Source organism: Ruegeria sp. CI8 (assembly GCF_056536865.1).
On sequence record NZ_JBQFQL010000003.1, the window covers coordinates 241,634 to 266,519 of the forward strand.

Sequence of the window (24,886 nt, forward strand, 5' to 3'; positions counted from 1 at the left end):
GGCGATGGTCAGGATCGACTTTGAGCCATGGGAACCCGAAGAAACCATCGGGAAACTGTGGCACAGCCTTGCCAGCCGCCTTGATGCACCAGAGGTGCACGAAGGAGCCGCGGTCGACCTGTCGCAGGTCGCGGGGCGGCTGGCCGTTCTTTTCCGGGGGCTTGGGGGCAGTCCGGGCGTCGAACTGCGCCCGGTTTCGCCCGAGCTCTCGCGTCACCGGCTGGGCTGGCGGCGCAAGCTGGCCACCGAGGCCGAACTGATCCCGCGCGCCAGTTTCGACGGCGAGGTCCTGCGCCTGCCCGACCGGCTGGCGGTGTTTCCCGCGCGCGAAGCCAATGGCGCGCTTTATGTCTGGTTGGCGGCGGTGGCCGCCCATGCCGGAACCCGCATCGACGAGGACGATCCTCTGCGCGCCGACATCCGCGCTCTGCAGGCGGCCCGCGCGATGGTCGCCGCAACGCTCGAGGACGCGCCGGGCCTGCGCCCGCTTTACACCGAGCTGTGCAAGGGCGTGCTGCATCAGCGCGACCTGCCCGACCTGCCCCCGGCCGAGGCCGCCGTCGAGGACCTGATCCGCCGGATGCTGGGCGACCCGGCCCCCCTGTCCGCCCGCGCCCGGGCCTACGACGCCCTGGGTGACGACGTGGCCGCCCCGCGCGGGTACCAGCCGTTTCGCCCGGTGCCGCTGTGGCCCGAACTGCGCGCGGTCGCCTTTTCCGAACACACCGAGGTCGAAAGCCGCGACACCGACGGCCCGCCCGAGGAATCGGGCGAAAAGACCCATCGCGCCCGCCGCCGCAAATCCGACCAGGCCGAGCGGCAGGACAGTTTGATCCTGCACAAGTTCGAGGCGATCCTCAGCTGGGCTGAATTCCTGAACCTCAACCGCCGGATCGACGATGACGACCCGGACAACGCGAAAAAGGCCGCCGACGATCAGGACGAAATCGGGCTGGGCCAGATATCGAAGGCGCCGCCGACGCGGCTGAAGCTGCATCTCGATCTCGCGCCCGAAGACGTGAACCGCGAGCGCCTTTCGGGGCGTGTGCTGTACCCGGAATGGGATGTGCGCACGGGGCAGTATCTGCCCGATCACGTCAACGTTCTGACTTCGGATGCCGAGATTCGCGAGGATGCCGCCGATTTCGGCAAGGACCCGGCCACCGCCCGCCGCATCCGCGCCGTCAAACGCCAGTTCGAGGCCCTGCGCCCGGGCCGCGTGATGACCCGCGGCCATCTGGACGGCGACCAGCTGGATATCGAGGCCGCCGTGCGCAGCGCCGTGGACCGCCGCGCCAATGGCGAGGGCAACGAGCGCATCTGGATGCAATCCCGTCCCGAGGCGCGCGACCTGGCGGTGTCGATCCTGCTGGACGTAAGCCGCTCGACCGAAAGCGCGGTCGCGGGGCGTGCGGTGATCGATATCGAACGCGAGGCACTGGCGGCGCTGGCCTGGGGTCTGAACGCCTGCGGCGACGATTTTGCCATCCACGCCTTCAGTTCGCTGAAACGCCAGCGGGTCTATGTGCAGCGCTGTAAAAAGTTCAATGAGCCCATGACCGCCACCGTGGAGCAGCGCATCGCGTCGCTGCGGCCGGGCCATTACACGCGGCTGGGGGCGGCGATCCGTCATGCCTCGGCCGATCTGGCGGCGCAGGCGCGCAAACGCCGGCTGCTGCTGGTGATCACCGACGGCAAGCCCAACGACCTCGACCATTACGAGGGCCGCCACGGCATCGAGGACACCTGCATGGCGATCCGCGAGGCCCGCCGGGCGGGGCAGTCGGTCTTTGGCGTGACCATCGACAAGACCGGCAAAAGCTGGTTCCCGCGCATGTTCGGGCAGGGCGGGTTCGCGGTGATCCCCGACCCCAACCGCCTGACCATGGCCCTGCCGCAGATCTATCGCCAACTGGTCGGCGCATGAGCGATGCTTCGCTGATCGACGAGCTGCCCGGCGAATTGCTGATGTGGGTTCTGATCGTCTCGGAACTTTTGGTGTTCGGGGCCGGTCTCATCGCCTTCATGGGCGTCCGCCTGACCGACCCGGCGGGCTTTGCCGAGGCGCAATCACATCTCTACCGCACCGGGGCCGCGCTCAATACGGGGGTTCTGGTCACCTCGGGCTTTCTGGCGGCGCAGGCGCTGCGCTGGCGACAGGCGGCGCGCCGCGGCGCCGCAAGGCTGGCCCTGATCGGTGCAGCCCTGCTGGGCGTGGTATTCCTGATCATCAAGGGCGCGGAATATGCCGGCAAGGCCGCGCAGGGCATCAGCTACGAGACCCATCCGTTCTTCCTGTTCTACTACCTTCTCACCGGGTTCCATGCCGCGCATGTGCTGGCCGGGGTCGCCATTCTGCTGCTTGTCGCCCGGCGCGACGATCCCCGCAATATCGAGGCCGGCGGCCAGTTCTGGCACATGGTCGATCTGGTCTGGATCCTGCTGTTTCCGGTGATCTACCTGCTGGGGTGACGCAATGCCGAGTTTTTCTTTTGCCCGATACACCCATGCGGATCGTCTGACCCACGCCTGGGCCAGCCTGATCGCGCTCAGCCTGGCCTCGGCCCTACTGACCCTCGTGCCCATTGAGCCCCGGCTGGTCGGGGGCGGCATCCTGCTGCTGGCCCTGTTCAAGGCCCGCATCATCCTGGCGCGGTATCTCGATCTTGAACGCAGCCCGGCCTGGCTGCGGGGCTTCACGCTGGTGCTGAGAACCTTTGCGGCACTGATCTTCGCGCTCTACCTGGTCTGAGGCAAAAAGAACCGCCGCGCACAGGGGCACGGCGGCTTGCCAGTTCAGGGACAGAAATCTATTGCGCGGCCATCGGCATCCGGGCGATCTGGCACCGTTGCCACAGCGCCGAGAGCGCGCCGACTAGATGGTCGATATCGGCATCGGTATGTACGGGCGAGGGCGTGATGCGCAGCCGCTCGGTGCCTTTGGGCACGGTGGGATAGTTGATCGGCTGGATGTAGATGCCGAACTCCTCCAACAGCGTGTCCGAGATGAACTTGCACTTGACCGGGTCGCCGACCAATACCGGGATGATGTGGCTGGGGTTGGGCAGATGCGGGATGCCCACGGCGTCGAGCCGGGCGCGCACCTGGGCCACGCGCGCCTTCTGCAGGTCGCGTTCCGCATTCGATTGCTTCAGATGCCGGATCGAGGCCGCCGCCCCGGCGGCGATTGCCGGGGGCAGGGCGGTGGTGAAGATGAAGCCGCTGGCAAAGCTGCGCACGAAGTCGCACAGCGCGGCCGACGCGGCGATATAGCCGCCCACCACGCCGAAGGCCTTGCCCAGCGTGCCCTCGATCACGGTCAGACGGTGCATCAGACCCTCGCGCTCGGCGATGCCGCCGCCGCGGGGACCATAGAGGCCGACGGCATGGACCTCGTCCAGATAGGTCATGGCGCCGAATTCATCGGCCAGGTCGCAGATTTCCTTGATCGGAGCGATGTCGCCGTCCATCGAATAGACCGATTCAAAGGCGATCATCTTGGGCGCCTCGGGGTCGGCGGCGGCCAGCTTGGCGCGCAGGTCGTCCAGATCGTTGTGCTTCCAGATCACCTTCTGCGCCCGCGAATGGCGGATGCCCTCGATCATCGAGGCATGGTTCAGCGCGTCCGAGAACACGATCAGGCCGGGGATCTTTGCCGCTAGCGTCCCCAGCGCCGCCCAGTTCGAGACGTAGCCGGAGGTGAACAGCAGCGCCGCCTCTTTCCCGTGCAGGTCGGCCAGTTCGTGTTCCAACAGGACGTGGTCATGGGTGGTGCCGGAAATGTTGCGGGTGCCGCCCGCACCGGCGCCGCAGCGGTCCAGCGCATCATGCATCGCCGCCAGAACCGACGGGTGCTGGCCCATGCCCAGATAGTCGTTCGAACACCAGATGCGCACGTCCCGTGCCGCCGCGCCATCGGTCTGGCGGGCATTGGGAAAGGCGCCGCATTTGCGCTGCAGGTCGATGAAGACACGATAGTTGCCCTCGGCCTTCAGGTCGCTGAGGCTCTGGCTGAAAAAACGCTCGTAATCCATGTCTCGATCTCCCCGGAAAACTGGCTGTTGGCGGGCAGACTATGGGTGCGCGCACGCCGGGAACATGACAATAGTCAAGCGACGCCGGGAAAAGGGTGGTGCGCGGCGCGCGGGTTTGGCATAGGCTGGCGCAGGGATGGATGGGCCGGGTTTTCGGCCGGACAAAAGGGGATGCCTTCGTGGCGCATGAAGCACAAAAAGCCATTGCGCGGCAGTCGCTGCTGCTCAAAAGCCTGCCGGATCAGCATGTCGAAACCCTGCTGAGCCACGCGATCTGGCGTCAGTATGACCGTGGCGAGACGATCTTTGTGCAGGAAGAAAGCGCCCAGGCCGTGCATGTGGTGCTGGCCGGATGGGTCAAGCTGTTCCGCATGTCGCCCACGGGGGCTGAGGCCGTGGTCAGCGTCTTTACCCGCGGCGAAAGCTTTGGCGAAGCGGTAGCGCTGCGCAACGTGCCCTATCCGGTTTCGGCCGAGGCGGTCTCGGCCTGCGAGATCATGCACATTCCCAGCCCGGTGCTGATTTCCTTGATGAAGACCGACCCCGAGATCGGGATCTCGATCCTGGCTTCGACCTTCACCCATCTGCATTCGCTGGTGTCCCAGCTGGAACAGCTCAAGGCCCAGACCGGGGCGCAGCGGGTGGCCGAGTTCCTGCTGAACCTGTGTGATTGCGACGAAGGCGCCTGCGAAGTCGAGCTGCCTTATGACAAGATGCTGATCGCCGGGCGTCTGGGCATGAAGCCCGAAAGCCTGAGCCGTGCGTTTTCACGGCTCAAGGCGGTGGGAGTAAAGATCAACCGCAACCACGCGGAAATCTCGAACATTCCGCAGCTGCGAGACTATGCCGACAGCGACCCGGCCGACAATTGGGGTCGCTGAACGCGCCCGGTCAAACCCGCAACCCGTCCTCTCCGAAGGTCAGTGCATTGGCCGGATCATAGTCGATGCCGACCTGTGTCCCCGGGGACACCTGATGCTGACCAAAGGCCCGAACGGTAAAAGGCTTTTCGGTACCGATATCGACCAACACGTTGGTATCTGCGCCAAGGTTTTCCACGTGAACGACTGTGCCTGACAGCGGACCCGTCTGCCCAAGGCGAGCGTATTCAGGGCGAATGCCGATAAGTTGCCGGCCAGATCCACCGATCCGATCGGCGGGCAAGAAATTCATCGCCGGAGATCCGATGAACTCGGCCACGAACCGGTTGGCGGGGTTGTTGTACAGCTCCATCGGGCTGCCGATCTGTTCGACTCGGCCGTCCCGCAACACGACGATCTTGTCCGCCAAAGTCATCGCCTCGGTCTGGTCGTGGGTCACGTAGATCATGCTGGCGTCGATCTGGCGGTGCAGGTTTGCGATTTCGACCCGGGTGTTCAGGCGCAACGCGGCATCCAGGTTCGACAGCGGTTCATCGAACAGGAACAGTTTGGGGTTGCGCACGATCGCGCGGCCGATCGCGACGCGCTGGCGCTGACCGCCGGACAACTCGGCCGGGCGACGTTCAAGATAGGGATCCAGCGACAACATGCGGCTGGCTTCGGTGATGCGGCGCGCGATTTCGTCCTTGGGATGCCCGGCCTGCTTCAAGCCCAGTTCCATGTTCCCCCGAACAGTCAGATGCGGATACAGCGCATAAGACTGGAACACCATTGCGATGCCGCGCTTGGCGGGTGGGACCTCGTTGACGGTCTGGCCATCGATTTCGACCGTTCCCGAGGTCGCCTCTTCAAGCCCCGCGATCACGCGCAGCAGGGTGGACTTGCCGCATCCCGAGGGGCCTACAAAGACCACGAATTCGTTTTCCTCGACGGTCAGGTCGATGTTTTTCAGCACGTTTACCTGTCCGAAGGACTTGCACACATTGGTCAGTTTCAGGGCGGTCACGTCACGTCTCCTTCAGGTCGACCGGCTGGCCGGATCGAATGCTTTGGTCGGCGGCAAGGCAGATCCGCAGGGATTGCACCGCGTCATTCATGTGGCGGGTCAGGTCGATGTCCTGCGCGATGGTTTGCAGCATGTAGGCTTGTTCGGCGTCGCACAGTTCCTGGTGGCCGGGTTCGCCATCCATCTCGATCAGGGTGTCGCCGCTGGCTTTGTGCACCAGAATGCCGCCTACCTTCGTGTGGCCGTCCACATCGTCGGATGCGCCCTTGTTGCCCTCGGTTATGGAAACCGCGCCATTGGGTGAAACGATATCTTTCACGAAGAACGCCGTTTCGGACATCATAGGACCCCAACCAGCCTCGTACCAACCAACCGAGCCATCTTCGAACACCACCTGGAACTGGCCGTAATTGTACATGTCGGGTGCGATCTCATCCGACAAACGCAGGCCCATGCCGTTGACCCGAACGGGCCGGGCATCGGTAATCTGGCACATGACGTCGACGTAATGCACACCGCAGTCCACGATGGGTGAGGTGGTTTGCATCAGCGCCTTGTGCGTCTCCCATGTCGGGCCGTCGGACTGCTGGTTCAGGTTCAGGCGAAAGACATAGGGGCCGCCCAAGTCGCGCGCCTCGGATATCAGCCGCATCCACGAGGGGTGATGCCGAAGGATGTAACCAACCACCAACTTGCGGTTGGTGTCAGTGGCCTTTTCTACCACACGGCGTGCGTCTGCGACCGTGGTGGCCAGGGGTTTCTCGACAAAGACATGCGCACCGGCGTCCATCGCGGCACAGGCATAGTCAGCATGGCTGTCGGAATAGGTGGCAATCACGGCCAGATCAGGGTTGGTGTCTGCAAGCGCCGTATTGAAATCGGTGAAGACCGGATACCCCTGAAAATACGGGTGATCCACTGTCCCGGATCGGTTCACCAGACCCACGATCTGGGCGTCGGGATGGTGATGATGCGCCAGCGCGTGGCTGAGGCCCATGTTTCCCAAACCTGCGATCAGAACCCGGATCATTTGACCGCCCCCGAAGTGATCCCGCGGATCAGTTGCCGCGAGAAGATGACATACAGAACCATGACCGGCAGGATCGCCATGCTGAGCGCGGAAAGCACCGCGTTCCAGTCGGTGACGAACTGACCGATGAAGACCTGGCTACCGAGGGTCAGGGTCTTGGTCTCTTCGGCCGGGGCCAGGATCAGCGGGAACCACAGGTCGTTCCAGATCGGGATCATGTTGAACACGGCCACGGTCGCCATCGCCGGACGCACCAGCGGCAGAACAAGGCGGAAGAAGATGGTGTATTCGCTCAGCCCGTCGATGCGGCCTGCGTTCTTGAGGTCGTCGCTGACTTGCCGCATGAACTCGGACAGGATGAATACGGCCAGCGGCAGGCCCTGTGCGGTGTAGACGAGGATCAGCGCCATCAGCGTGTTGACCAGACCGGTCGCCACCATCATGTCCAGGATCGCAACCGTGCCGATGCGGATCGGAATCATGATGCCCAATGCAAGGTACAGGCCCATCAGCGTGTTGCCTTTGAACCGGTATTCGCTGAGCGCGAAAGCCGCCATTGCGCCGAACAGCAGGATCAGGAACAGCGACACGACGGTGACAATCATCGAATTCTGGAAATACAGGAAGAAGTCGCCTTGTTTCATCACCGTCTGGTATCCGATCATCGAGAACGAGTCGGCATCCGGCAGCGCCAACGGTTCACGGAAGATCGCCTTTCGCGATTTGAAGCTGTTGATCACGATCACGAAGACCGGAAACAGGGCGATCAGCGTATAGAGGATCAGCGCGCCATGCATGGCGGCGATGTTGAAGGGGTTTCTGCGGGCTTTGTTCATTCTCCTCGGGCCCCTCAGAACTGATACCGGCGGATGCGGGTCTGGATCAGGAACAGATAGATGCAGACCCCCGTCAGGATGATGGCGAACATGCCCGTTGCGATGGCCGATCCCATATGCGGGTCACCGAGCTGCAATTGGAACCCGAAGAAGGTCCGGTACATGAACGTGCCAAGGATGTCGGTCGAGAAGTCCGGCCCCGCCAGAGCACCTTGGGATGCGTAGATCAGGTCGAACGCATTGAAATTACCGACAAACGTCAGGATCGAGATGATGCCGATCGAAGGCAGGATCAGCGGCAGCTTGATCTTCCAGAATGCGGACATGCCGGTGATGCCTTCGACTTCGGCAGCCTCGAGGATCTCTTCGGGGATCGACAGCAGGGCGGCATAGATCAACATCATCGGAATGCCCACGAACTGCCAGACCGAAATCAGGGCCAGCGTGGTCAGCGCGTATTCCTCTTTGCCCAGCCAAGGCGCGAACAGAGATTTGAGTCCGACCGCGGCCAGCATATCGGGGGCGATGCCCCAGATCGGCGACAGGATCAGCTTCCAGGCGAAGCCAACGATCACGAAGGACAGGATCGTCGGAATGAAGATGGCCGATCGGTAAAACGCCGCAAAGCGCAGGCGTGGGTGGCTGAGGATCGCCGCCAGTGCGATCCCGATCGGATTCTGCACCAGCATGTGGATGAAGAAGAACCAGAAATTGTTGCCCAGTGCGTTCCAGAACGCATCCGACCAAATAGGGTCGCCGAACAGGGTGCGGAAGTTGTCCAAGCCTACGAACACACGGGCCTGATCGACCTCGGTGTAAAGCGCCAGCCGCAGCGTGTTGAACAGCGGAAAGACCATGACGGCCGAGTAGACCAGCACTGCGGGTGCCAGAAACACCACGATGTGCCATTTGATCCGGCGATTGCCCATGTTGTTCCTCGAAAGCTCAGGGTGGCTCTGGCCGTCTGGCCAGAGCCGTTTGCGTTACGAAAGACGGTTTACTGGTGCGGGGCGTACCAGCTGGCCAACCCGTCCTGCAGGCGCTTGCCGGCGTCCTCGGGCGATTCCTCGCCCTTGATCACCTGAGCCGATGCGTTCCAGGTCTCGTTCTCAAGGTTGGGCGTTCCACGCGACAGGATCTGATAGGTGGACCGGATGGTCGAGTTGCACTCGTTCCGCCAGCTGACGAATTCCTGTGCCAATGGGTCCTCCATCGCCACATCGAAGCTGGAGAGAGAAAAGAAGCCGGGCAGCGCGTTTGCATAGATCTGCGCGAATTCCTCGGAACCGACCCAGTTCAGGAAGGTGCGTGCCGCATCGGCGTTGGGCGACGCCGCGTTCAGACCAATGGCGATGTCGGTGTGATCCGAGATATAGCACTCGTCCCCGGCATTCTGGACCGGCGGCTTGAAGGCGCCCATCTCGAAATCGGCCAGGTTGTTGAAGCCGCTGATCTCCCAGCTGCCGGCCGGATAGATGGCGGCGCGGCCCAGTGTGAACAGGTTCTGGCTGTCGGGATAGGTCTGCGCTTCGAACCCGTCGCCCAGATAGGCGCCCCATTTGGCCAGCTGGCGGTAGGGGGCGACCCACGGCTCGTCCGTCAGTTTCTGAGAACCTTCGATCAAGGCGAGGCGACCTTCTTCGCCCTTCCAGTAGTTCGGCCCGATGTTGTTGTAACCCATGGTGGCCGCTTCCCACTGGTCATTGGTGCCCATGGCCATGGGGATATAGGTGCCGTCTTCCTTGATCTTGTCCAGAACGGCAAAGAACTCGGCTTCGGTTTCCGGAACCGACAGGCCCAGCTCGTCGAACGCGTCCTTGTTGTAGATGAATCCGTGGATCACCGAGGCCATCGGCACGCAGAAGGTGGCCGATCCGTCATCGGTCTGCCACGCCGATTTGGCGACGTCCGAGAAATTTGCCATGCCTTCCAGGTCAGAAAGATCGGCCAGTTTGCCTGCCTCGTACAGGCCAAGTGAGGTGTCGAAGGGACGGCAGGTAATCAGGTCTCCGGCCGAACCGGCATCCAGTTTGGCGTTCAGGGCGGCGTTGTATTCCGCCGGGGCCGACGGGGTGAACTTGATCTTGATGTCGGGATGCTTGGCCTCAAAGGCCGGGATGATCTTTTCTTGCCACAGGGCCAGGTCGTCGTTGCGCCAGCTCTCGATGGTCAGCGTGGTTTCGGCCATTGCCGCACCGGCCAGGGCCGATGACGCCAGTAGCACGGCGGTCAGTGTGGTTGTTCTCATGATGTATTCTCCCTTTGGTCTTCTTCTTGGTTCAAATCTGGTCCAACGCAGGGCGCAGATGGCCGCCCGATGCCGTCAGCAGTTCACGGGCCTGCGCCCGTGTTTCGGCGCCGGCGGCCAAAAGTACGGCAAGCTTCAGGTTGCCTTCGGCGCGATCGAGGGCATCAGCGGCGCGCTGAGGTGTGGCGCCGGTTATGTTCCGGATGATTCCTTCCGCGCGCTGACGCAGCTTGGCATTGTCGGCGACTACGTTGACCATCATGCCGTCATGCACATGTCCCAACCTGACACCCATGAGTGTCGAGAGCATGTTGAGCGCCGCCTTTTGCGCGGTTGCGGCGCCCAGTCGGGTCGATCCGGCAATGACTTCGGGCGGGGTGTTCAGGCAAATTGCGCAATTGGCGTGCTCGAACAGCGGAGCGTCGGCGTTGTTGGCGATGCAGATGGTTTTGGCGCCGCGGGACTTTGCAATTCCGGCAAAGGTCAACGGGTAGGGCGTGGTGCCGCTGGCGGATATCGCGATCACCGTGTCCGTGGGGCGGAGGTCGGCGGCGGCGATTTCGGCCGTCCGAGTGTCATCTTCGGTGTGGCCCGGCATCTCTGCCCCGGTTGGTATGCCGCCGGCCATGCAGATGGCGATTGAATCTGGCGACAGGCCGAATGTCCCCGGTATTTCCGCCCCATCGGCCAAGCCCATCAGCCCGGACGACCCGGCGGCGGCATAATAGAGCCGCCCGCCGGCGCGGATGGTTTCTGCCATCAATGCCGCACCTTTCGAGATATCCGGAAGGCAGGCATCCAGCCCGTTCAGCGCGGCTTTCTGCGCATCCAGCAGCAGGCGCAGAACTTCGGTGTCCGGGCGCAGATCCAGCCCCTCGGATTCGTCGCGCAGCATTTCGGTTTGCGGCAGCATGTGCGGCGTCATGTGATTCCCCCTTGGCACCGAAGATAATACCTATATAATACCTTTTGTCTACCATTCGTTTCAAATCGCCAAATAACCACCAAAAAGCGCAAAAAATAGCGAATCTTGACCACAAGAGGTCTTTTTTTCAGCCAAAAGGTATTGTAAAGGTATCTATATGGATGAGTCCCTCCCATATCTCATTGCAATTGACGGTGGCGGTACGCGCTGCCGGTTTGCCATGGCCGGCCCCACCGGGCGGCATGATCTGGTTCTGGGAAGCGCCAATGTCTATTCGGATCGCGCGGCGGCTATCTCAACGCTGAATGCCGGGCTGCGGGCTCTGGCCGAGCGTGCTGCGATGCCCGAAGCGGCTTTGACCGGGATTCCGATCTACGCAGGGCTTGCTGGCGTGACCGACGCGGACACAGGCGCTGAAATCGCACGGCACCTGCCATCGCGCATTGTGCAGGTCGAGGATGACCGCCGCTCGGCCGTGGTTGGGGCGTTGGGGCCGGTCGATGGATGTTTGATCGGGATCGGCACCGGATCGTTCCTGGCGCGGCAAAGAAATGGCGAAATCCGGTTGATTGGCGGATATGGGGCACTCATCGGTGATGATGCGTCCGGGTATTGGCTAGGACAGCAGCTGCTGCGGCGGGTGTTGCTTGCAGCGGATGGAATAACCCCTGACAGCGCGCTGACACGATCCGTACGCAGACGTTTTGACGAAGACCCGATGCAGATCGTGCGATTTGCGGGGCAGGCGCGGCCAGCCGAAATCGCAGACTTCGCACCCGAAATCATTGCGGCGGCTCAAAAAGGCGATGTGGTGGCCGTGGCCCTGATGCGCGAGGGCGCCGACTATGTCGCTGCAGGGCTTCAGGCCCTTGGTCGCGATGATGCCGAGCCGGTCTGTGCAGTGGGCGGGGTGGCATCGCATTACATCCCCTATCTTTCCGCCGAGGTGCAGAGCGTGATGATCGAACCGGCGGGCACCCCCCTTGACGGGGCGCTCCAGCTCGCCGCACAGCTGGCCGAGCGCGCCAGATTGGGGGCAGCATGACCGCCGAAACGATCGAAACCTTCCTCGGGACCGGTGACTGGATGCAGCAGGCCGTGGGGCCGCGGTACGTTCGGTTGCGCAAGCGGATCGAAGAGGGCATCGAGAATGGTCTGCTGGCGGAAAGTGCACCGCTCCCGGCCGAACGCGAGATCGCAAACCTCACGGGCCTTTCCCGCGTCACCGTGCGTCGGGCGATGCAGGATCTGGTAGATCGGGGAATCGTCATTCAGCGCCAGGGCTCGGGCAGTTTCGTGGCCGACGGCACGCCTCGGGTCGAGCAATCCCTGTCACGGCTGACCTCGTTCACCGAGGACATGAATCGACGCGGTCTTGAATCCTCAAGCGAGTGGCTTGAGCGCGGTGTGCACACTCCGTCGCCCGAGGAGGTGATGGCGCTGGCCCTGTCCTCGGGTGAAGCGGTTGCGCGCATCTCGCGTCTGCGTATGGCGAATGATCGGCCCATGGCTATCGAACGGGCCTCGCTGCCGATCGACATTCTGCCGCGCCCGCAGGAGGTTGAAGCCTCGTTGTATGAAGTCCTGGAGCGGGATGGAAACCGGCCAGTACGGGCGCTGCAGCGCATATCGGCGATCAATCTGGACAGCGCCGACGCGGGTTTGCTTGGGGTCGAACCCGGTGCGGCCGGACTGCGCATCGTTCGAACATCATACCTGTCCAATCGGCGGGTCGTTGAATTCACTCGGTCGATCTATCGCGGCGACGCCTATGATTTTGTCGCCGAATTGCGGTTGGCCAACAGCTAGGACACATCATGCAACAGCAGATCACCCGGATGCGCCGGGAAATTGATGAAATCCCTGTGGCCGTAGAGCGGCTTTTTAGCCGGGGTCAGGCAGATATTGAGGCGGTCGCCTCGGTTGCCCGCGAACTGGACCCGACATTTATCGTGACGGTCGCACGCGGGTCTTCCGATCACGTCTGCACCTATCTCAAATACGCCTCGGAAATCCTGTTGGGTGTGCCGGTGGCCTCGGTCGGGCCGTCGATCGGATCAATCTACGACTCGGTTCTGCGCATGCGCCAGGCGATGTGCCTGTCGGTGTCGCAATCCGGCAAAAGCCCCGACATCGTGGCCATGGCCCGCAATGCCCGACGCGACGGCGCATTGACAGTAGCGTTGACCAACGACGCGGCTTCACCGTTGGCCGAAGTCAGCGATCACGCCATAGATATACAGGCAGGGCCCGAACTGAGTGTTGCGGCCACCAAGACATTCGTCACATCGGCGGTGGCCGGCTTGTGGCTGTTGGCAGAGTGGGGGCAGGATGAGGCGTTGCTGGCGGCGTTGCGCGACCTGCCCGAGCAGCTGGATCAGGCGGCCCGGATCGATTGGCCCGAAGTGCGTGACGCTATCGGTGCTCACCCGTCATTGTTCACGCTTGGCCGAGGTCAGGCACTGGCCGTATCGAACGAAGCTGCGCTGAAGTTCAAGGAGACCTGCCAGTTGCACGCTGAAAGCTATTCCTCGGCCGAGGTTCTGCACGGGCCGGTGTCCATCGTCGAGGACGGTTTTCCGGTACTCAGCTTTGCAGCGGCAGATGCGGCGGAGCCTGCGTTGGCGGAGGTGGCCGACGCAATCAGCGCCAAGGGTGCCCGTGTCTTTGCGACCACGGACAGGGTTACTGCCGCGACCCGCATTCCTAATGTCCGCACGGGGCATTCCCTGACTGATCCTCTGAGCCTGATCGTCTCCTTCTACGCGATGGTCGAGGCCTTTGCCGCCTCGCGCGGGATCGATCCGGACGCACCGCGGCATCTGAACAAGGTGACGGAAACCGTATGACCAGCGAACTGCAGGCTCTGGCGGGCGCGGACATTCTGACCCCTGCAGGTATCCTGCAGGATCATGTCCTTCTGTTCGCGGAAGGGCGTATCGAGGGCGTGACGCCTGTCTCGAACACTCCTGGCACAGCGAGGGTGTCGCAGCTTGACGGTGGCCTGCTGGTTCCGGGCTTCGTCGATCTGCAGGTCAATGGCGGCGGCGGGGCAATGCTGAACAACGCCCCGGATCTGGAAACGCTCCGCACCATGTCGGTGGCACATGCGTGTATCGGAGCAACGTCGATCTTGCCGACGCTGATCACGGATACGCCTGAGGTCACGCGCCGGGCCATCGCGGCCACGATTGCAGCCGTGAACGAGGGTGTTCCCGGCATTGTCGGGCTTCATCTGGAAGGTCCGCACCTGTCCCAAGCCCGCAAGGGTGCACATGATGCTGCCCTGATCCGACCAATGGCGCAGGCTGATCTGGATTTGTTGCTGGACACAGCCGCACGGTTGCCGATTCTCAAGGTTACGGTGGCGCCGGAAAGCGTGACGGATGATCAGATACACGCCATGACCCAAGCGGGGATCGTCGTCTCGCTGGGCCATACGGATGCGAGTTTTGAAACCTGTCAGAAAGCGGCTCAGGCCGGGGCGCGTTGCGTCACACATTTGTTCAATGCTCAGAGCCAGATGGGTAACCGAGAGCCCGGCGTCGTAGGCGCTGCGCTGGCGCTTGGCGAGCTGTCTGCGGGCCTGATCGCTGATGGAATTCACGTCCACCCGGTTTCAGTGCGCAATGCCATCCGGGCAAAAAATGGGCCGGGTAGTGTCTTCCTTGTCAGCGACGCGATGGCGACCGCCGGATCGGATATCGACAGCTTCCTGCTGAACGGACGGCAGATCTTGCGCGACGGCAACCGGTTGACCCTCGCCGATGGAACGCTCGCCGGTGCGCATCTCGAGCTGTTGGACGCGGTTCGCAACGTGGTTGCATTTGCGCAACTGCCTTTGCAAGCTGCTTTCGACATGGCGACCCGGTTGCCTGCGGACTTGATCGGTAGATCGGATCTTGGCCGTTTGGCGGCCGGTGCCCGCGCCAATGTGCTGCATGTCTCCGATCATGGGCTTCTCCGGGTCTGGCAGGAAGGTCAGGCACTGGACTGACGGTGTCCACGGCGACCCATGGTCGTCTGATTTTCCTCGACATGTCGGACCCTGGGCCGTTCATGTCGGGAATCTACATTGTGCACATCTTGTATTTTTCTTAGCCTTGGTGTCGGGCGCAAGCTTCACGCGTGCCCGGCAAGAGGATTGAGATGACGCCCGTGTTCAGATTTCAGGGGATCTATACCCCGGTGGTGACGCCCTATGCGGATGATTATAGCGTCGATTGGGATGCCTTGGCCGAGGTGATCGAATACCTGGTCGAGAATGGCGTGCACGGTCTGATCTCGGGCGGATCCACCGGCGAAAACTATGCCCAGACCGTCGATGAAAGGCTGGAACTGGCGCGTTTTACCCACCAACGACTGAAGGGTCGGCTGCCTTTGGTGGTCGGGACCGGCGCGATGTTGACGCCGGATTCGATCGCGTTGGCCCAAGGCGCGCGCCAGATCGGGGCCGATGCCATCCTGCTGGCCAGCCCGCCCTATTCGGTGCCGACCGACCGGGAAAACGCCCTTAATGCGCTGGTCATCGACAAGGCGGCCGATCTGCCGGTGATGCTGTACAATTATCCGCACCGCACCGGCACGATGATGGGGGCTGAGTTCCTCGACCGTGTCGGGCGCAGCCGCAATTTCTGCGGCATCAAGGAAAGCTCGGGCGACATCAACCGTGTACACATGCTGGCGCGGGACTATCCGCATATTCAGCTCGGCTGCGGCATGGACGATCAGGCGCTGGAATTCTTCGCTTGGGGCGCGCCGTTCTGGGTCTGTGGCGGGTCGAATTTTCTGCCGCGCGAGCATGTGGCGCTTTATGAGGCCTGCGTGTTGCAAGGCGATTTCGCCAAGGGCCGCCGGATCATGTCGGCGCTGATGCCGTTGATGCGGGTCCTCGAACAGGGCGGCAAGTTCATCCAGACCATCAAGCATGGGGTCACGATGAACGGCATCCCGGCAGGCGCGGTTCGGCCGCCTCTGAAGGGGCTGAACAAGGATGACAAGCGCGCGCTGGAACAGGTGACCCGCGTGCTGAAACGCAAGATCGCAGACATCATGACGGAGGGCTGAGGCATGGGCTTGTTGACACGGGACGAATACGCATCCATCGCCGCCGGGCTGAACCTGCCCACCGGCGCCTTCATCGACGGCGGCTATCGTCCGGCGATCTCGGGCGCGGTGTTTCCCACGGTGAACCCGGCCACAGGCGCGGTGCTGACCGAGGTCGCGGCCTGCGCCGCCGCCGATGTGAACCTGGCCGTGGAGAAGGCGCGCGAGTCCTTCGACGACCGCCGCTGGTCGCGCCTGCACCCGTCGGCGCGCAAGGATGTGTTGATCCGCCTGGCCAAGCTGATGACCCGCAATGCCCGTGAACTGGCGGTGATGGAAAGCATCGACAGCGGCAAGACCATCTTTGACTGCGAAACCGTGGATGTGCCCGAGGCGGTCCACTGCCTGAAATGGCACGCCGAGGCGATCGACAAGATTTACGATCAAGTCGCGCCTGCAAGCGACGACCACATCGCGATGATCCTACGCGAACCGATCGGGGTGGTGGGGCTGGTGCTGCCGTGGAACTTCCCCTTGCTGATGCTGGCCTGGAAGATCGGCCCGGCGCTGGCGGCCGGGTGCTCGGTGGTGGTGAAGCCGGCGATGGAAACCCCGCTGACCGCCCTGCGTCTGGCCGAGCTGGCGGCCGAGGCCGGGCTGCCGCGCGGGGTTTTGAACGTAGTTCCGGGTGGCGGCGCCGAGGTGGGTGAACCCATCGGGCGGCACATGGATATCGACATGGTGTCCTTCACCGGATCGACCGTGACGGGCAAGAAATTCCTGTCCTATGCGGCCGAAAGCAACGCCAAGGAGGTGGTGCTGGAAATGGGCGGCAAGAACCCGGCCATCGTGATGGAGGATGCCGAGAACCTCGACCGGGTTGCCGCCCATGTGATGAACGGAGCGTTCTGGAACATGGGCGAGAATTGCTCGGCCACGTCGCGCCTGATCGTGCATCGTGCGGTCAAACCCGAGTTGCTGGAGCGCATCGCCCATCACGCCCGTCAGTGGACTGTGGGCGATCCGTTGGACCCTGCAACCCGGCTGGGCGCGCTGGTCAGCAAAGACCATTTCAGCAAGGTCTGCGGCTATCTGGACAAGGCGCCGTCAGTCCTTCTGGGCGGCAAGGCCGAGAACGGGTTCGTCGAGGCAACCGTGGTCGAGCTGCCGGACAATGACGCGCCGCTGGCGCGCGAGGAGATCTTTGGCCCCGTTCTGTCGGTGATCGAGGTCGCGGGGTTCGATGAGGCCATCGCGATGGCCAATGACACGCCATATGGGCTGTGCGCGTCGCTGTTCACGGCCAATGCCAAGCGCGCCCTGCGCGGCGCCCGCGCGATCCGGGCCGGGACCGTGACGGTGAACAGCTTTGGCGAGGGCGACATCTCGACCCCGTTCGGCGGCTACAAGCAGTCGGGCTTTGGCGGGCGGGACAACGGGCTGCACGCGCATGACCAGTACACGCAGCTGAAGACGCTGTGGATCGACCTGTCTGATGATGCCGACGAGGCGGTGGATTGACGCGGTTCACCGCTTGCCGCCTACCGCTGCAGCGCGGCCCGGCGGCGTGGAATGCCCTGCTGGGCCCGCAACCTCCCGCGCGGCAGCTTTCGGACAATATCACCGCAGATTTCACCATCGTGGGCGCCGGTTTTGCCGGGCTGTCTGCGGCGCGGCGTCTGCGGCAGCTGGTGCCCGATGCGCGGATCGTGGTGCTTGAAGCCGGGCGTGTGGCGGAAGGCGCGGCGGGGCGCAACTCGGGCTTCATGATCGATCTGCCGCATGACCTGGCCTCGGACGACTATGCCGGGGCGGGCGATGACCGGGCGATGATCAGGCTGAACCGGCAGGCCATTGCCTTTGCCCGCGCGGCAGTCGAGGACTACGGCATCGACCCCAACTATTTCGATCCGGCGGGCAAAGTGAACGGCGCGGCCAGCCCGGCGGGACATGCGCACAACCAAAGCTATGCCCGCCATCTGGACAGCCTCGGCGAGCGGTCCGAGACGCTGGACCGGCAGCAAATGCAGGACCTTACCGGGTCCGGGCACTATGTCTCGGGGCTGTATACTCCGGGCACGGTCATGCTGCAGCCGGCGGGCTATGTGCGCGGTTTGGCGGCGGGGTTGGCGGCCGATGGGGTACAGATTTTTGAACACGGCGCGGTCACTGGGTTCCAGCGCGACGGGGCGGGCTGGCGGGTGCAGACGGCGCGCGGGCAGGTCTCGACCGGCCGGCTGATCCTGTCGGTGAACGGCCATCTGGAAAGTTTCGGGGTGGAACGTGGCCGGCTGATGCAGCTGTTTCTGTTCGCGGCGATGACGCGAGAACTGGAGGCCGATGCGCTGGCCCGGCTGGGTGGCCGGCCGCGCTGGGGCGTGACTCCGTCCGATCCAATGGGCACCACCATGCGCCGGATCGACACCGGGCAGGGCGGCAACCGGATCATCACCCGCACCTGTGCTGTGCTGCGCCCGGGCATGGAGGTGCGGGCATCGGACCTGCGGCGCGCAGCTGCGGTGATGCGGCGCAAGTTCGACCGGCGCTTTCCACAGCTGCGCAGCATCGCGATGGAGTACGAATGGGCCGGCCATCTGTGCCTGAGCCTGAACGGTGTCTCGGTCACCCGCGAGATCGAGACCGGCGTTTATTCCGCCTGCGTCCAGAACGGGTTGGGCACCGCGCGCGGCACCCTGACCGGGATCGCCGCGGCCGAGATGGCCTGTGGCGTGCGGTCCGGGATCAGCGATCATTTCGGTGCCGAGGACCGTCCCAAACGCCTGCCGCCCCGACCGTTGTCTGAGGTCGGCGCCAACATGGTGCTGCGCTGGAAGGAATGGCGCGCGCGCAACGAATGAAAAAGGCCCGCCTGACAGGCAGGCGGGCAAGTGGAGTGTTGCCTAACAGTGCTGGTTCAACTCGTCGGCGGCGGGGATCTCCCGCTCGCGCCGGGCGATGTAGTCGCGCAATGCCTCGTCGGTGGCCGGGTCCAGGCGGGGCTCTTGATACTCGGCCAGCAGCTTGCGGGCGTGGTTCAGGGCGCGCTCGGTGATCTCGACCTCGCCCTCGGCCACCCATTGTTCGATCGAGTTGTTGTCGAACAGTTCGGGCATGAAGAACGCCTCCTGGAAATTGTCCTGCGTGTGCGGATGGCCCAGGTAATGCCCGCCGGGGCCGATATCGGATACGGCCGCAACGGCCTCGTCGAAATCGTGCCACTTCGGGCCCTCGGCCATGCGGTAGGCCATGGCGCATTGCTCGGCATCGACAACGAACTTGGCGGTCGAACAATGCATCCCGGCCTCGTTCCAGCCCGCCGAATGCCAGATATAGTTGGCCCCGGCATGGATCACCGCCGACAGCGTGGTGGCGGATTCATATCCCGCCTGCGCGTCGAACGTCTTGGCCCCGCCCAGCGTGTTCGAGCTGCGCCAGGGCACGCCGTAGTGCCGGGCCATCTGGCCGATCATGAAGTTCATCAGGCTGATCTCGGGCGTGCCCGCCATCGGCGCGCCGGATTTCATGCTGACGGTCGACAGGTAGTGCCCGTAGATCGCGGGACAGCCGCGCCGGATCACCTGCGTATAGGCCAGCGCGCTCAGCGCCTCGGCGTTCAGCTGCGCGACCGTCGCCGGCACGCTGGCCGGCGTGTTGGCCCCGCCCAGCACGAAGGGCGAGCACAGCACCGGCTGGTTGCGGCGGCAGAAGGCGCGCATCGCCCCCAGCATGGTCTCGTCCCAGACCAGCGGCGAGTTGCCGTTGCAGTTGCCGGTGGTGACCGGGTGATCCTCCATGAACTTCTCGCCGAACAGGATCGCGCACATCTCCATCACGTCTTCGGCGTTTTTGGGCGAGGTGGTCATGCCCATGAAGGTCTTGTCGGAATACTTCATCGACGAATAGGTGATGCGCAGGTGGCGCTGGCTGATCGGGTGATCATAGGGTTCCACGATGTGGTGAGCCGAGGAATGCAGCGCCGGCAGCATGTGGCTGAGCTTGTGGAACATCGCCAGGTCGTCCAGTGTCGGATTGCGGCGCACGTCCTCCAGATCGCGCAGAAACGGCGCGCCGGTCATCGGCACGAAGATCGCGTGCGGACCGCCCAGGCGCACATTCTTGCGCGGGTCACGGGCGTGATAGATGAAGTCCGAGGGGATCGTCGCGATCAAGTCGCGGACCAGCCCGCGATCAAGATACACCCGCTCGCCGTCAACCTTGGCACCGGCCGCCTTCCAGTCGGCCAGCGCAATCGGGTCGCGGAACTGCACGCCAACGTTTTCGAGGATGTCCATCGAGGCTGCGTCGATCCGCTCGACCTGTGACCCGTCCATCACTTCGCACAGCGGGATGTTGCGGGTCAGGACCGGCAACATGTCAAAGCTGGGCGCGGTGCGCAGGGCGCGGCGGGCGGCGCGGCCTCCGGAGCGGACGCGGGTGGCGGTCTGGGTCATTCTGGGCCTCCTTTGACACCAGTCTGACCAGCAACTGGGGGCGCGACCTGCAGGATTGCGAAATACTGTTGCGGAATGCGACATCGAGCCCGTGCATTGCCCGCAACAGCTGCTAAGCTGCGCTCCGCAGGATCAGGAACAATGCACAGAGCAGACCGAGAATGAATTCCGCCACATCTGAAACCGCCCGGCTTGAGGGCGAGTACGATTATATCATCATAGGCGCGGGTACCGCGGGCTGCGTGCTGGCCAACCGGCTGACCGAGGACCCCAAGACACGGGTTCTGCTGCTCGAGGCGGGCAAGTCGGACAACTACCACTGGGTCCACATCCCGGTGGGGTATCTGTACTGCATCGGCAATCCGCGCACCGACTGGATGATGAAAACCGCGCCCGAGCCGGGGCTGAACGGGCGGTCGCTGGTCTATCCGCGCGGCAAGGTGCTGGGCGGGTGCAGCTCGGTCAACGGGATGATCTACATGCGCGGGCAGGCGGCCGACTATGACCATTGGCGGCAGCTGGGCAACACGGGCTGGGGCTGGGACGACGTGCTGCCCTATTTCCTGAAATCCGAAGATCATCACGCCGGCGGCAGCGAAATGCACCGGGCCGGCGGCGAGTGGAAGGTTCAGAAACAGCGGCTGAGCTGGGAGATCCTGAAGGCCGTGCAGGACGGCGCGCGCGAGATCGGCATCCAGCCGCGCGCCGATTTCAATGACGGCAACAACGAAGGCTCGGGGTTTTTCGAGGTCAACCAGAAGAACGGCGTGCGTTGGAACACGGCCAAGGGATTTCTGCGCCCGGCGAGGAAACGGCCCAACCTGCGGGTCCTGACCGAGGCCGAGACGCTGGGCCTGATCCTCGAAGGCAAGACCGTGCGTGGCGTGCGCTTTGCCCGTGGCGGCACCGAATACCGGGCCTTGGCCGGGGCCGAGGTTCTGCTGGCGGCGGGGTCGATCAACTCGCCCAAGCTGCTGGAACTGTCGGGGATCGGCGACCCTCAGGTGCTGGCGGCGCAGGGGATCGCGGTTCAGCATGAAAACGCGGGCGTGGGGGCAAACCTGCAGGACCACCTGCAGATCCGAACCGTGTTCAAGGTGCAGAACGCGAAAACTCTGAACACCATGGCCAACAGCCTGTGGGGCAAGGCGCGCATCGCGGCGCAATACGCCCTGACCCGGTCGGGTCCGATGGCGATGGCGCCCAGCCAGTTTGGCATGTTCACCAAATCCGACCCGATGCTGGCCACGCCGGATCTGGAATATCACGTGCAGCCGCTGTCGACCGACCGGCTGGGCGATCCGCTGCATCCGTTCCCCGCGATCACCGTCTCGGTTTGCAATCTGCGGCCCGAAAGCCGGGGGCACTGCCATATCACCACGCCCGATCCGAAGGCCCAGCCCGAGATCAGGTTGAACTACCTCTCGGCCGAGCGTGACCGGCAGGTGGCGGTCACATCCGTGCAGCAGGCCCGACAGGTGATGGCTGCGCGGGCGCTGGCACCCTACCACCCGCAAGAGGTTCTGCCGGGCCCTGAGATCAACGACCAACAGGGCCTGCTGGATGCGGTGGGCGACATCGCCACCACGATCTTTCACCCGGTCGGCACCTGCCGCATGGGCAGTGACGCCGCCGCGGTGGTCGATCCACGGTTGCGCGTTCGGGGGCTGGAGGGGCTGCGGGTGGTCGATGCCTCGGTCATGCCGAAGATCGTGTCGGGCAATACCGCCTCGCCCGTGATCATGATCGCGGAGATGGCTGCCGACATGATACGCGGACGGGCATGAGCACGGCACACGGGGCTTGCGGCTTGGCCTGCCGAACATAAATGACCGCCAGCCTCATCAACCGGAAAAGCTGAACCGATGCAGGACCCATTGATCTTTGAACGCCGGTCGCTGAACGCGGCAAAATGGGCCAGCCTGTTCATGGCGGGTGCCGGGGTTGTGGCCGGGTTGCTGGCAAACTCCGATGCGCTGTTGCTGGACGGGCTGTTCTCGGGGCTCAATTTCGCAACGGCTGTGGTGGCGGGATGGGTCGCTGCCTCGATCCGCCGCGCCCCGGACCAAAACCGCCCCTTCGGATACGAGATCAACGAATCCGTCTTCGTGATGTTCCGCAGCCTGCTGCTGTTCGGGATCATCGTGATGGCGGCAGGTTCGGCGGTGAACCGTCTGCTGGCCTATGCCAAGACGGGCGAAGCCGCGCCGGTGGTTCTGGAATGGATCCTGATCTATGCCGGGTCGATGGCGGCGATCTGCCTGACGCTGTTCGCCTATCATCGCTGGAACTGGCGCCGCACCGGCAAGACCAGCGATCTGCTGCGGGTCGAGTCCCGGGCCGCGATGGTCGACGGCGTGCTGAGCCTTGGGGCCGGGGCGGCGTTTTTTGCGATCAACCTGCTTGAGGGCGGGCCGCTTGCCGGTCTGGTTCCGGTGTCGGATGCGCTGGTGGTGTTGTTGCTGTGCCTGGCGCTGTTGCCGCAGCCGATCAAGGTGTTTCTGGGCGCGCTGCGCGATATCGTAGGTGTGGCGCTGCCGGCCGATGCCCGGGCTGAGATCATTGAGCAGGCCCGCCGGATCTGTGCAGACAGCCCGTTTCAGGTGCTGGACGTGGCGACGGTGCGCAGCGGGCGGGCGCTGTTCCACCTTGTCTATCTGAAACCCGCCGAACCCGTGACGATCGAAGCCTTCGAGGCCGTCCGTGACCGGCTGGCCCAGGCCGCAAGCCCGGGCCGGGTCGCGTTGACGCTGGCCTCGGATCCGCCCTTCGGTCCGGCCCCGCGCGCTCAGTAGTCGGCGACCAGCAGGAATTCGGGCGCGGTGTCTTCCTCGATCGTGGCAAAGCGCGGGATCGGCTGCTCGAACACGTTGTCGGTGCGGTCGTCATTGACGGTCGAGACTTCGCCGATCAGACAATCGCCTTTTTCCGCCCAGAAGGCGTGCCAGATACCGGGCATCAGCGTGACGCTTTCGCCCGGTTTCAGGCGCAGATGCTCGCCGGGCTGGATTGTCACTGGGCAGGCGTCGCTGGGTACGGTGACGGTGGTGTCGCGGTCGATGCTGCCATCGGGTGCCGAGGCGTAGATCTCCATCACCAGATCGCCGCCGCCGCGGTTGATGATGTCTTCGGCCTTGACGATGTGGCGATGCATCGGCGACAGCTGTTTGTCGCGTGAAATCAAAAGCTTCTCGGCATAGAGCATGCCTCGGCCCGCGCTCAGGTCCTTTTCGTCGCCATTGCGCAGGGTGAACAGGAACAGGCCCAGTTCGTCGAACCTGCCCTGGCCATAATCGGTGATGTCCCAGCCAAGGCCGCGGGCGCGGATGCCGGCGGCCTGCGGGCTGCGCATCTGCTCAGGCGTCCAGTCGGCAAAAGGCGGCAGGGCAAAGCCGAACGAATTGATGAAGGCTTGCGCCTCGGCTTTGATGCGGTTGATCTCGGATCGTTTCATATCGGTGCTTCCAATGACTTACAGCTCGTGCGCCCAGGGCGGGTTGGCCCCGGCGCGGGATACGGTGACGGCGGCGACCTTGCCGCCCAGTTCCAGCGCGGCGCGCAGGTCGTCGGGCGAGATCGCACGGAGCGCCTGTTTGGTCAGCAGCCCGGCGCGGTGCAGTTGCGCCAGAACCCCGGCGTTGAACGTGTCGCCCGCGCCCACCGTGTCGACCACCTGAACCGGCGTGACCGGCACTGAAACCGTGCGGCCATCGGCCAAATACCCGGTCGCGCCCTGGCTGCCGCGCGTGACGATCACCACGGCGGGGCCGGCCCGCAGCAGCAGCGGCACCTTTTCTTCCAGCGTTTCAGGGCCGGGGACGATCCAGTCCAGATCTTCGTCCGAGACCTTGACGATGTCGGCCTGCGCGATCATCCGGTTCAGCCGGGTGCGATAGCGGGTCTGGTCCTGGATGAAGCCGGGGCGGATGTTGGGGTCGATCATCACCGCGCGCTCGGCCCCGTGACGGTCCAGCAGGGCGGCATAGGCATCGGCGCAGGGCTCGCAGGCCAGGCTGATGCCGCCGAAATACAGCGCCGAGGTCGCGGTCAGCTGGTCCGGCATGTCCTCGGGGCGCAGCATCCGCCCGGCCGAGTTTTCATCGACGAAGGAATAGGTGGCGTGCCCGTCCTGCAGTTGTACGAAGGCCAACGTGGTCGGACGGTCCGAAAGAACAACCTGCGAGCCATCCACATGACTGTCTTTCAGGGCCTGCGCCAGTTGCTGGCCGAACATGTCGCGCGACAACCCGGTCAGCATTCCGGCAGGCGCACCCAGCCGGCCCAAGGCGATGGCGGTGTTGAACACCGCGCCACCCGAATGCGGCACGAAACCTTGCGCGCCCGAAACCGTCGGTTCCGCGATCATGTCGATCAGGGCCTCGCCACAGCACAGGATCATGTCCCGGCTCCTTCCTTCTGCAAAGATCTG

The 24,886-nt window shown here is 63.8% G+C and carries 23 protein-coding genes; 13 read left to right on the forward strand and 10 right to left on the reverse strand.

Going from position 1 to position 24,886, the window contains the following annotated elements; translation table 11 throughout:
- Positions 1–4: 4 nt before the first annotated feature.
- The 3 genes from ACR0DA_RS14465 to ACR0DA_RS14475 are packed head-to-tail and all read left to right on the forward strand — an operon-like array spanning position 5 to position 2,752.
- Positions 5–1,927: a nitric oxide reductase activation protein NorD gene (locus ACR0DA_RS14465; RefSeq protein ID WP_480754605.1), complete on the forward strand. Its 1,923-nt coding sequence runs from the start codon at positions 5–7 to the stop codon at positions 1,925–1,927.
- On the forward strand, positions 1,924–2,472 hold the full coding sequence (locus tag ACR0DA_RS14470) for a cytochrome c oxidase subunit 3 (protein WP_480754607.1): 549 nt from the start codon (positions 1,924–1,926) through the stop codon (positions 2,470–2,472). The genes ACR0DA_RS14465 and ACR0DA_RS14470 overlap by 4 nt, the downstream gene beginning before the upstream one ends.
- A gap of 4 nt (positions 2,473–2,476) precedes the next feature.
- A complete protein-coding gene (locus ACR0DA_RS14475) occupies positions 2,477–2,752 on the forward strand; it encodes a cytochrome C oxidase subunit IV family protein (RefSeq protein ID WP_170599787.1) in 276 nt (91 codons plus the stop codon).
- Between the two features lie 58 nt (positions 2,753–2,810).
- On the opposite strand, the gene hemA is transcribed toward ACR0DA_RS14475, so the two are convergent.
- A complete protein-coding gene (gene hemA / locus ACR0DA_RS14480; protein ID WP_170599785.1) occupies positions 2,811–4,034 on the reverse strand; it encodes a 5-aminolevulinate synthase in 1,224 nt (407 codons plus the stop codon).
- 179 nt (positions 4,035–4,213) lie between these two features.
- On the opposite strand from hemA, the gene ACR0DA_RS14485 reads away from it, so the two are divergent.
- A complete protein-coding gene (locus ACR0DA_RS14485) occupies positions 4,214–4,915 on the forward strand; it encodes a Crp/Fnr family transcriptional regulator (RefSeq protein ID WP_170359769.1) in 702 nt (233 codons plus the stop codon).
- A 10-nt stretch (positions 4,916–4,925) separates the two neighbouring features.
- Here ACR0DA_RS14485 and ACR0DA_RS14490 read toward each other — a convergent pair whose 3' ends face one another.
- The 6 genes from ACR0DA_RS14490 to ACR0DA_RS14515 form a co-directional block, all read right to left on the reverse strand.
- Positions 4,926–5,921, reverse strand: a complete 996-nt coding sequence (locus tag ACR0DA_RS14490; protein WP_480754609.1) for an ABC transporter ATP-binding protein — start codon at positions 5,919–5,921, stop codon at positions 4,926–4,928.
- Between the two features lies 1 nt (position 5,922).
- On the reverse strand, positions 5,923–6,951 hold the full coding sequence (locus tag ACR0DA_RS14495; protein ID WP_480754610.1) for a Gfo/Idh/MocA family protein: 1,029 nt from the start codon (positions 6,949–6,951) through the stop codon (positions 5,923–5,925).
- Positions 6,948–7,787, reverse strand: a complete 840-nt coding sequence (locus ACR0DA_RS14500) for a carbohydrate ABC transporter permease (protein WP_170341791.1) — start codon at positions 7,785–7,787, stop codon at positions 6,948–6,950. Before ACR0DA_RS14500 ends, ACR0DA_RS14495 begins: the two co-directional genes overlap by 4 nt.
- Positions 7,788–7,801: 14 nt before the next feature.
- Positions 7,802–8,716, reverse strand: a complete 915-nt coding sequence (locus ACR0DA_RS14505) for a carbohydrate ABC transporter permease (RefSeq protein ID WP_093963180.1) — start codon at positions 8,714–8,716, stop codon at positions 7,802–7,804.
- 68 nt (positions 8,717–8,784) lie between these two features.
- Positions 8,785–10,035, reverse strand: coding sequence for an ABC transporter substrate-binding protein (locus tag ACR0DA_RS14510; protein WP_170341178.1), 1,251 nt, complete (start codon positions 10,033–10,035; stop codon positions 8,785–8,787).
- Positions 10,036–10,066: 31 nt separating this feature from the next.
- A complete protein-coding gene (locus tag ACR0DA_RS14515; protein ID WP_480754612.1) occupies positions 10,067–10,960 on the reverse strand; it encodes an N-acetylmuramic acid 6-phosphate etherase in 894 nt (297 codons plus the stop codon).
- A gap of 157 nt (positions 10,961–11,117) precedes the next feature.
- Here ACR0DA_RS14515 and ACR0DA_RS14520 point away from each other — a divergent pair, with 157 nt between their 5' ends.
- The 7 genes from ACR0DA_RS14520 (at position 11,118) to ACR0DA_RS14550 (ending at position 18,864) form a co-directional block, all read left to right on the forward strand.
- Positions 11,118–12,005, forward strand: a complete 888-nt coding sequence (locus tag ACR0DA_RS14520; RefSeq protein ID WP_480754613.1) for a glucosamine kinase nucleotide-binding domain-containing protein — start codon at positions 11,118–11,120, stop codon at positions 12,003–12,005.
- Positions 12,002–12,769: a GntR family transcriptional regulator gene (locus tag ACR0DA_RS14525; protein WP_480754614.1), complete on the forward strand. Its 768-nt coding sequence runs from the start codon at positions 12,002–12,004 to the stop codon at positions 12,767–12,769. The genes ACR0DA_RS14520 and ACR0DA_RS14525 overlap by 4 nt, the downstream gene beginning before the upstream one ends.
- Positions 12,770–12,777: 8 nt before the next feature.
- Positions 12,778–13,809, forward strand: a complete 1,032-nt coding sequence (locus tag ACR0DA_RS14530; RefSeq protein WP_480754616.1) for an SIS domain-containing protein — start codon at positions 12,778–12,780, stop codon at positions 13,807–13,809.
- The gene (gene nagA / locus ACR0DA_RS14535) at positions 13,806–14,957 is read left to right on the forward strand and encodes an N-acetylglucosamine-6-phosphate deacetylase (RefSeq protein WP_480754618.1); all 1,152 of its coding nucleotides are present in this window, start codon (positions 13,806–13,808) and stop codon (positions 14,955–14,957) included. Before ACR0DA_RS14530 ends, nagA begins: the two co-directional genes overlap by 4 nt.
- Before the next feature lie 152 nt (positions 14,958–15,109).
- On the forward strand, positions 15,110–16,027 hold the full coding sequence (locus ACR0DA_RS14540) for a dihydrodipicolinate synthase family protein (RefSeq protein ID WP_170371950.1): 918 nt from the start codon (positions 15,110–15,112) through the stop codon (positions 16,025–16,027).
- Positions 16,028–16,030: 3 nt separating this feature from the next.
- A complete protein-coding gene (locus tag ACR0DA_RS14545) occupies positions 16,031–17,527 on the forward strand; it encodes an aldehyde dehydrogenase (protein WP_170371952.1) in 1,497 nt (498 codons plus the stop codon).
- Positions 17,524–18,864, forward strand: a complete 1,341-nt coding sequence (locus ACR0DA_RS14550) for an NAD(P)/FAD-dependent oxidoreductase (protein ID WP_480754620.1) — start codon at positions 17,524–17,526, stop codon at positions 18,862–18,864. Before ACR0DA_RS14545 ends, ACR0DA_RS14550 begins: the two co-directional genes overlap by 4 nt.
- A gap of 42 nt (positions 18,865–18,906) precedes the next feature.
- Here ACR0DA_RS14550 and ACR0DA_RS14555 read toward each other — a convergent pair whose 3' ends face one another.
- Positions 18,907–20,457, reverse strand: coding sequence for a trimethylamine methyltransferase family protein (locus tag ACR0DA_RS14555; RefSeq protein WP_480754622.1), 1,551 nt, complete (start codon positions 20,455–20,457; stop codon positions 18,907–18,909).
- A 161-nt stretch (positions 20,458–20,618) separates the two neighbouring features.
- Between ACR0DA_RS14555 and ACR0DA_RS14560 the strand changes: the two genes are divergently transcribed.
- Together ACR0DA_RS14560 and ACR0DA_RS14565 are read left to right on the forward strand one after the other, a co-directional pair.
- Entirely contained in the window at positions 20,619–22,244 is a 1,626-nt protein-coding gene (locus tag ACR0DA_RS14560) for a GMC family oxidoreductase (RefSeq protein WP_480754623.1), read from the forward strand.
- A 78-nt stretch (positions 22,245–22,322) separates the two neighbouring features.
- Positions 22,323–23,252, forward strand: a complete 930-nt coding sequence (locus ACR0DA_RS14565) for a cation efflux transmembrane domain-containing protein (protein WP_480754625.1) — start codon at positions 22,323–22,325, stop codon at positions 23,250–23,252.
- Here ACR0DA_RS14565 and ACR0DA_RS14570 read toward each other — a convergent pair.
- Both ACR0DA_RS14570 and ACR0DA_RS14575 read right to left on the reverse strand, forming a co-directional pair.
- Entirely contained in the window at positions 23,246–23,911 is a 666-nt protein-coding gene (locus ACR0DA_RS14570; protein WP_170529815.1) for a D-lyxose/D-mannose family sugar isomerase, read from the reverse strand. The genes ACR0DA_RS14565 and ACR0DA_RS14570 overlap by 7 nt on opposite strands.
- Positions 23,912–23,929: 18 nt before the next feature.
- The gene (locus ACR0DA_RS14575) at positions 23,930–24,856 is read right to left on the reverse strand and encodes a carbohydrate kinase family protein (protein WP_480754627.1); all 927 of its coding nucleotides are present in this window, start codon (positions 24,854–24,856) and stop codon (positions 23,930–23,932) included.
- Positions 24,857–24,886 lie beyond the last annotated feature (30 nt).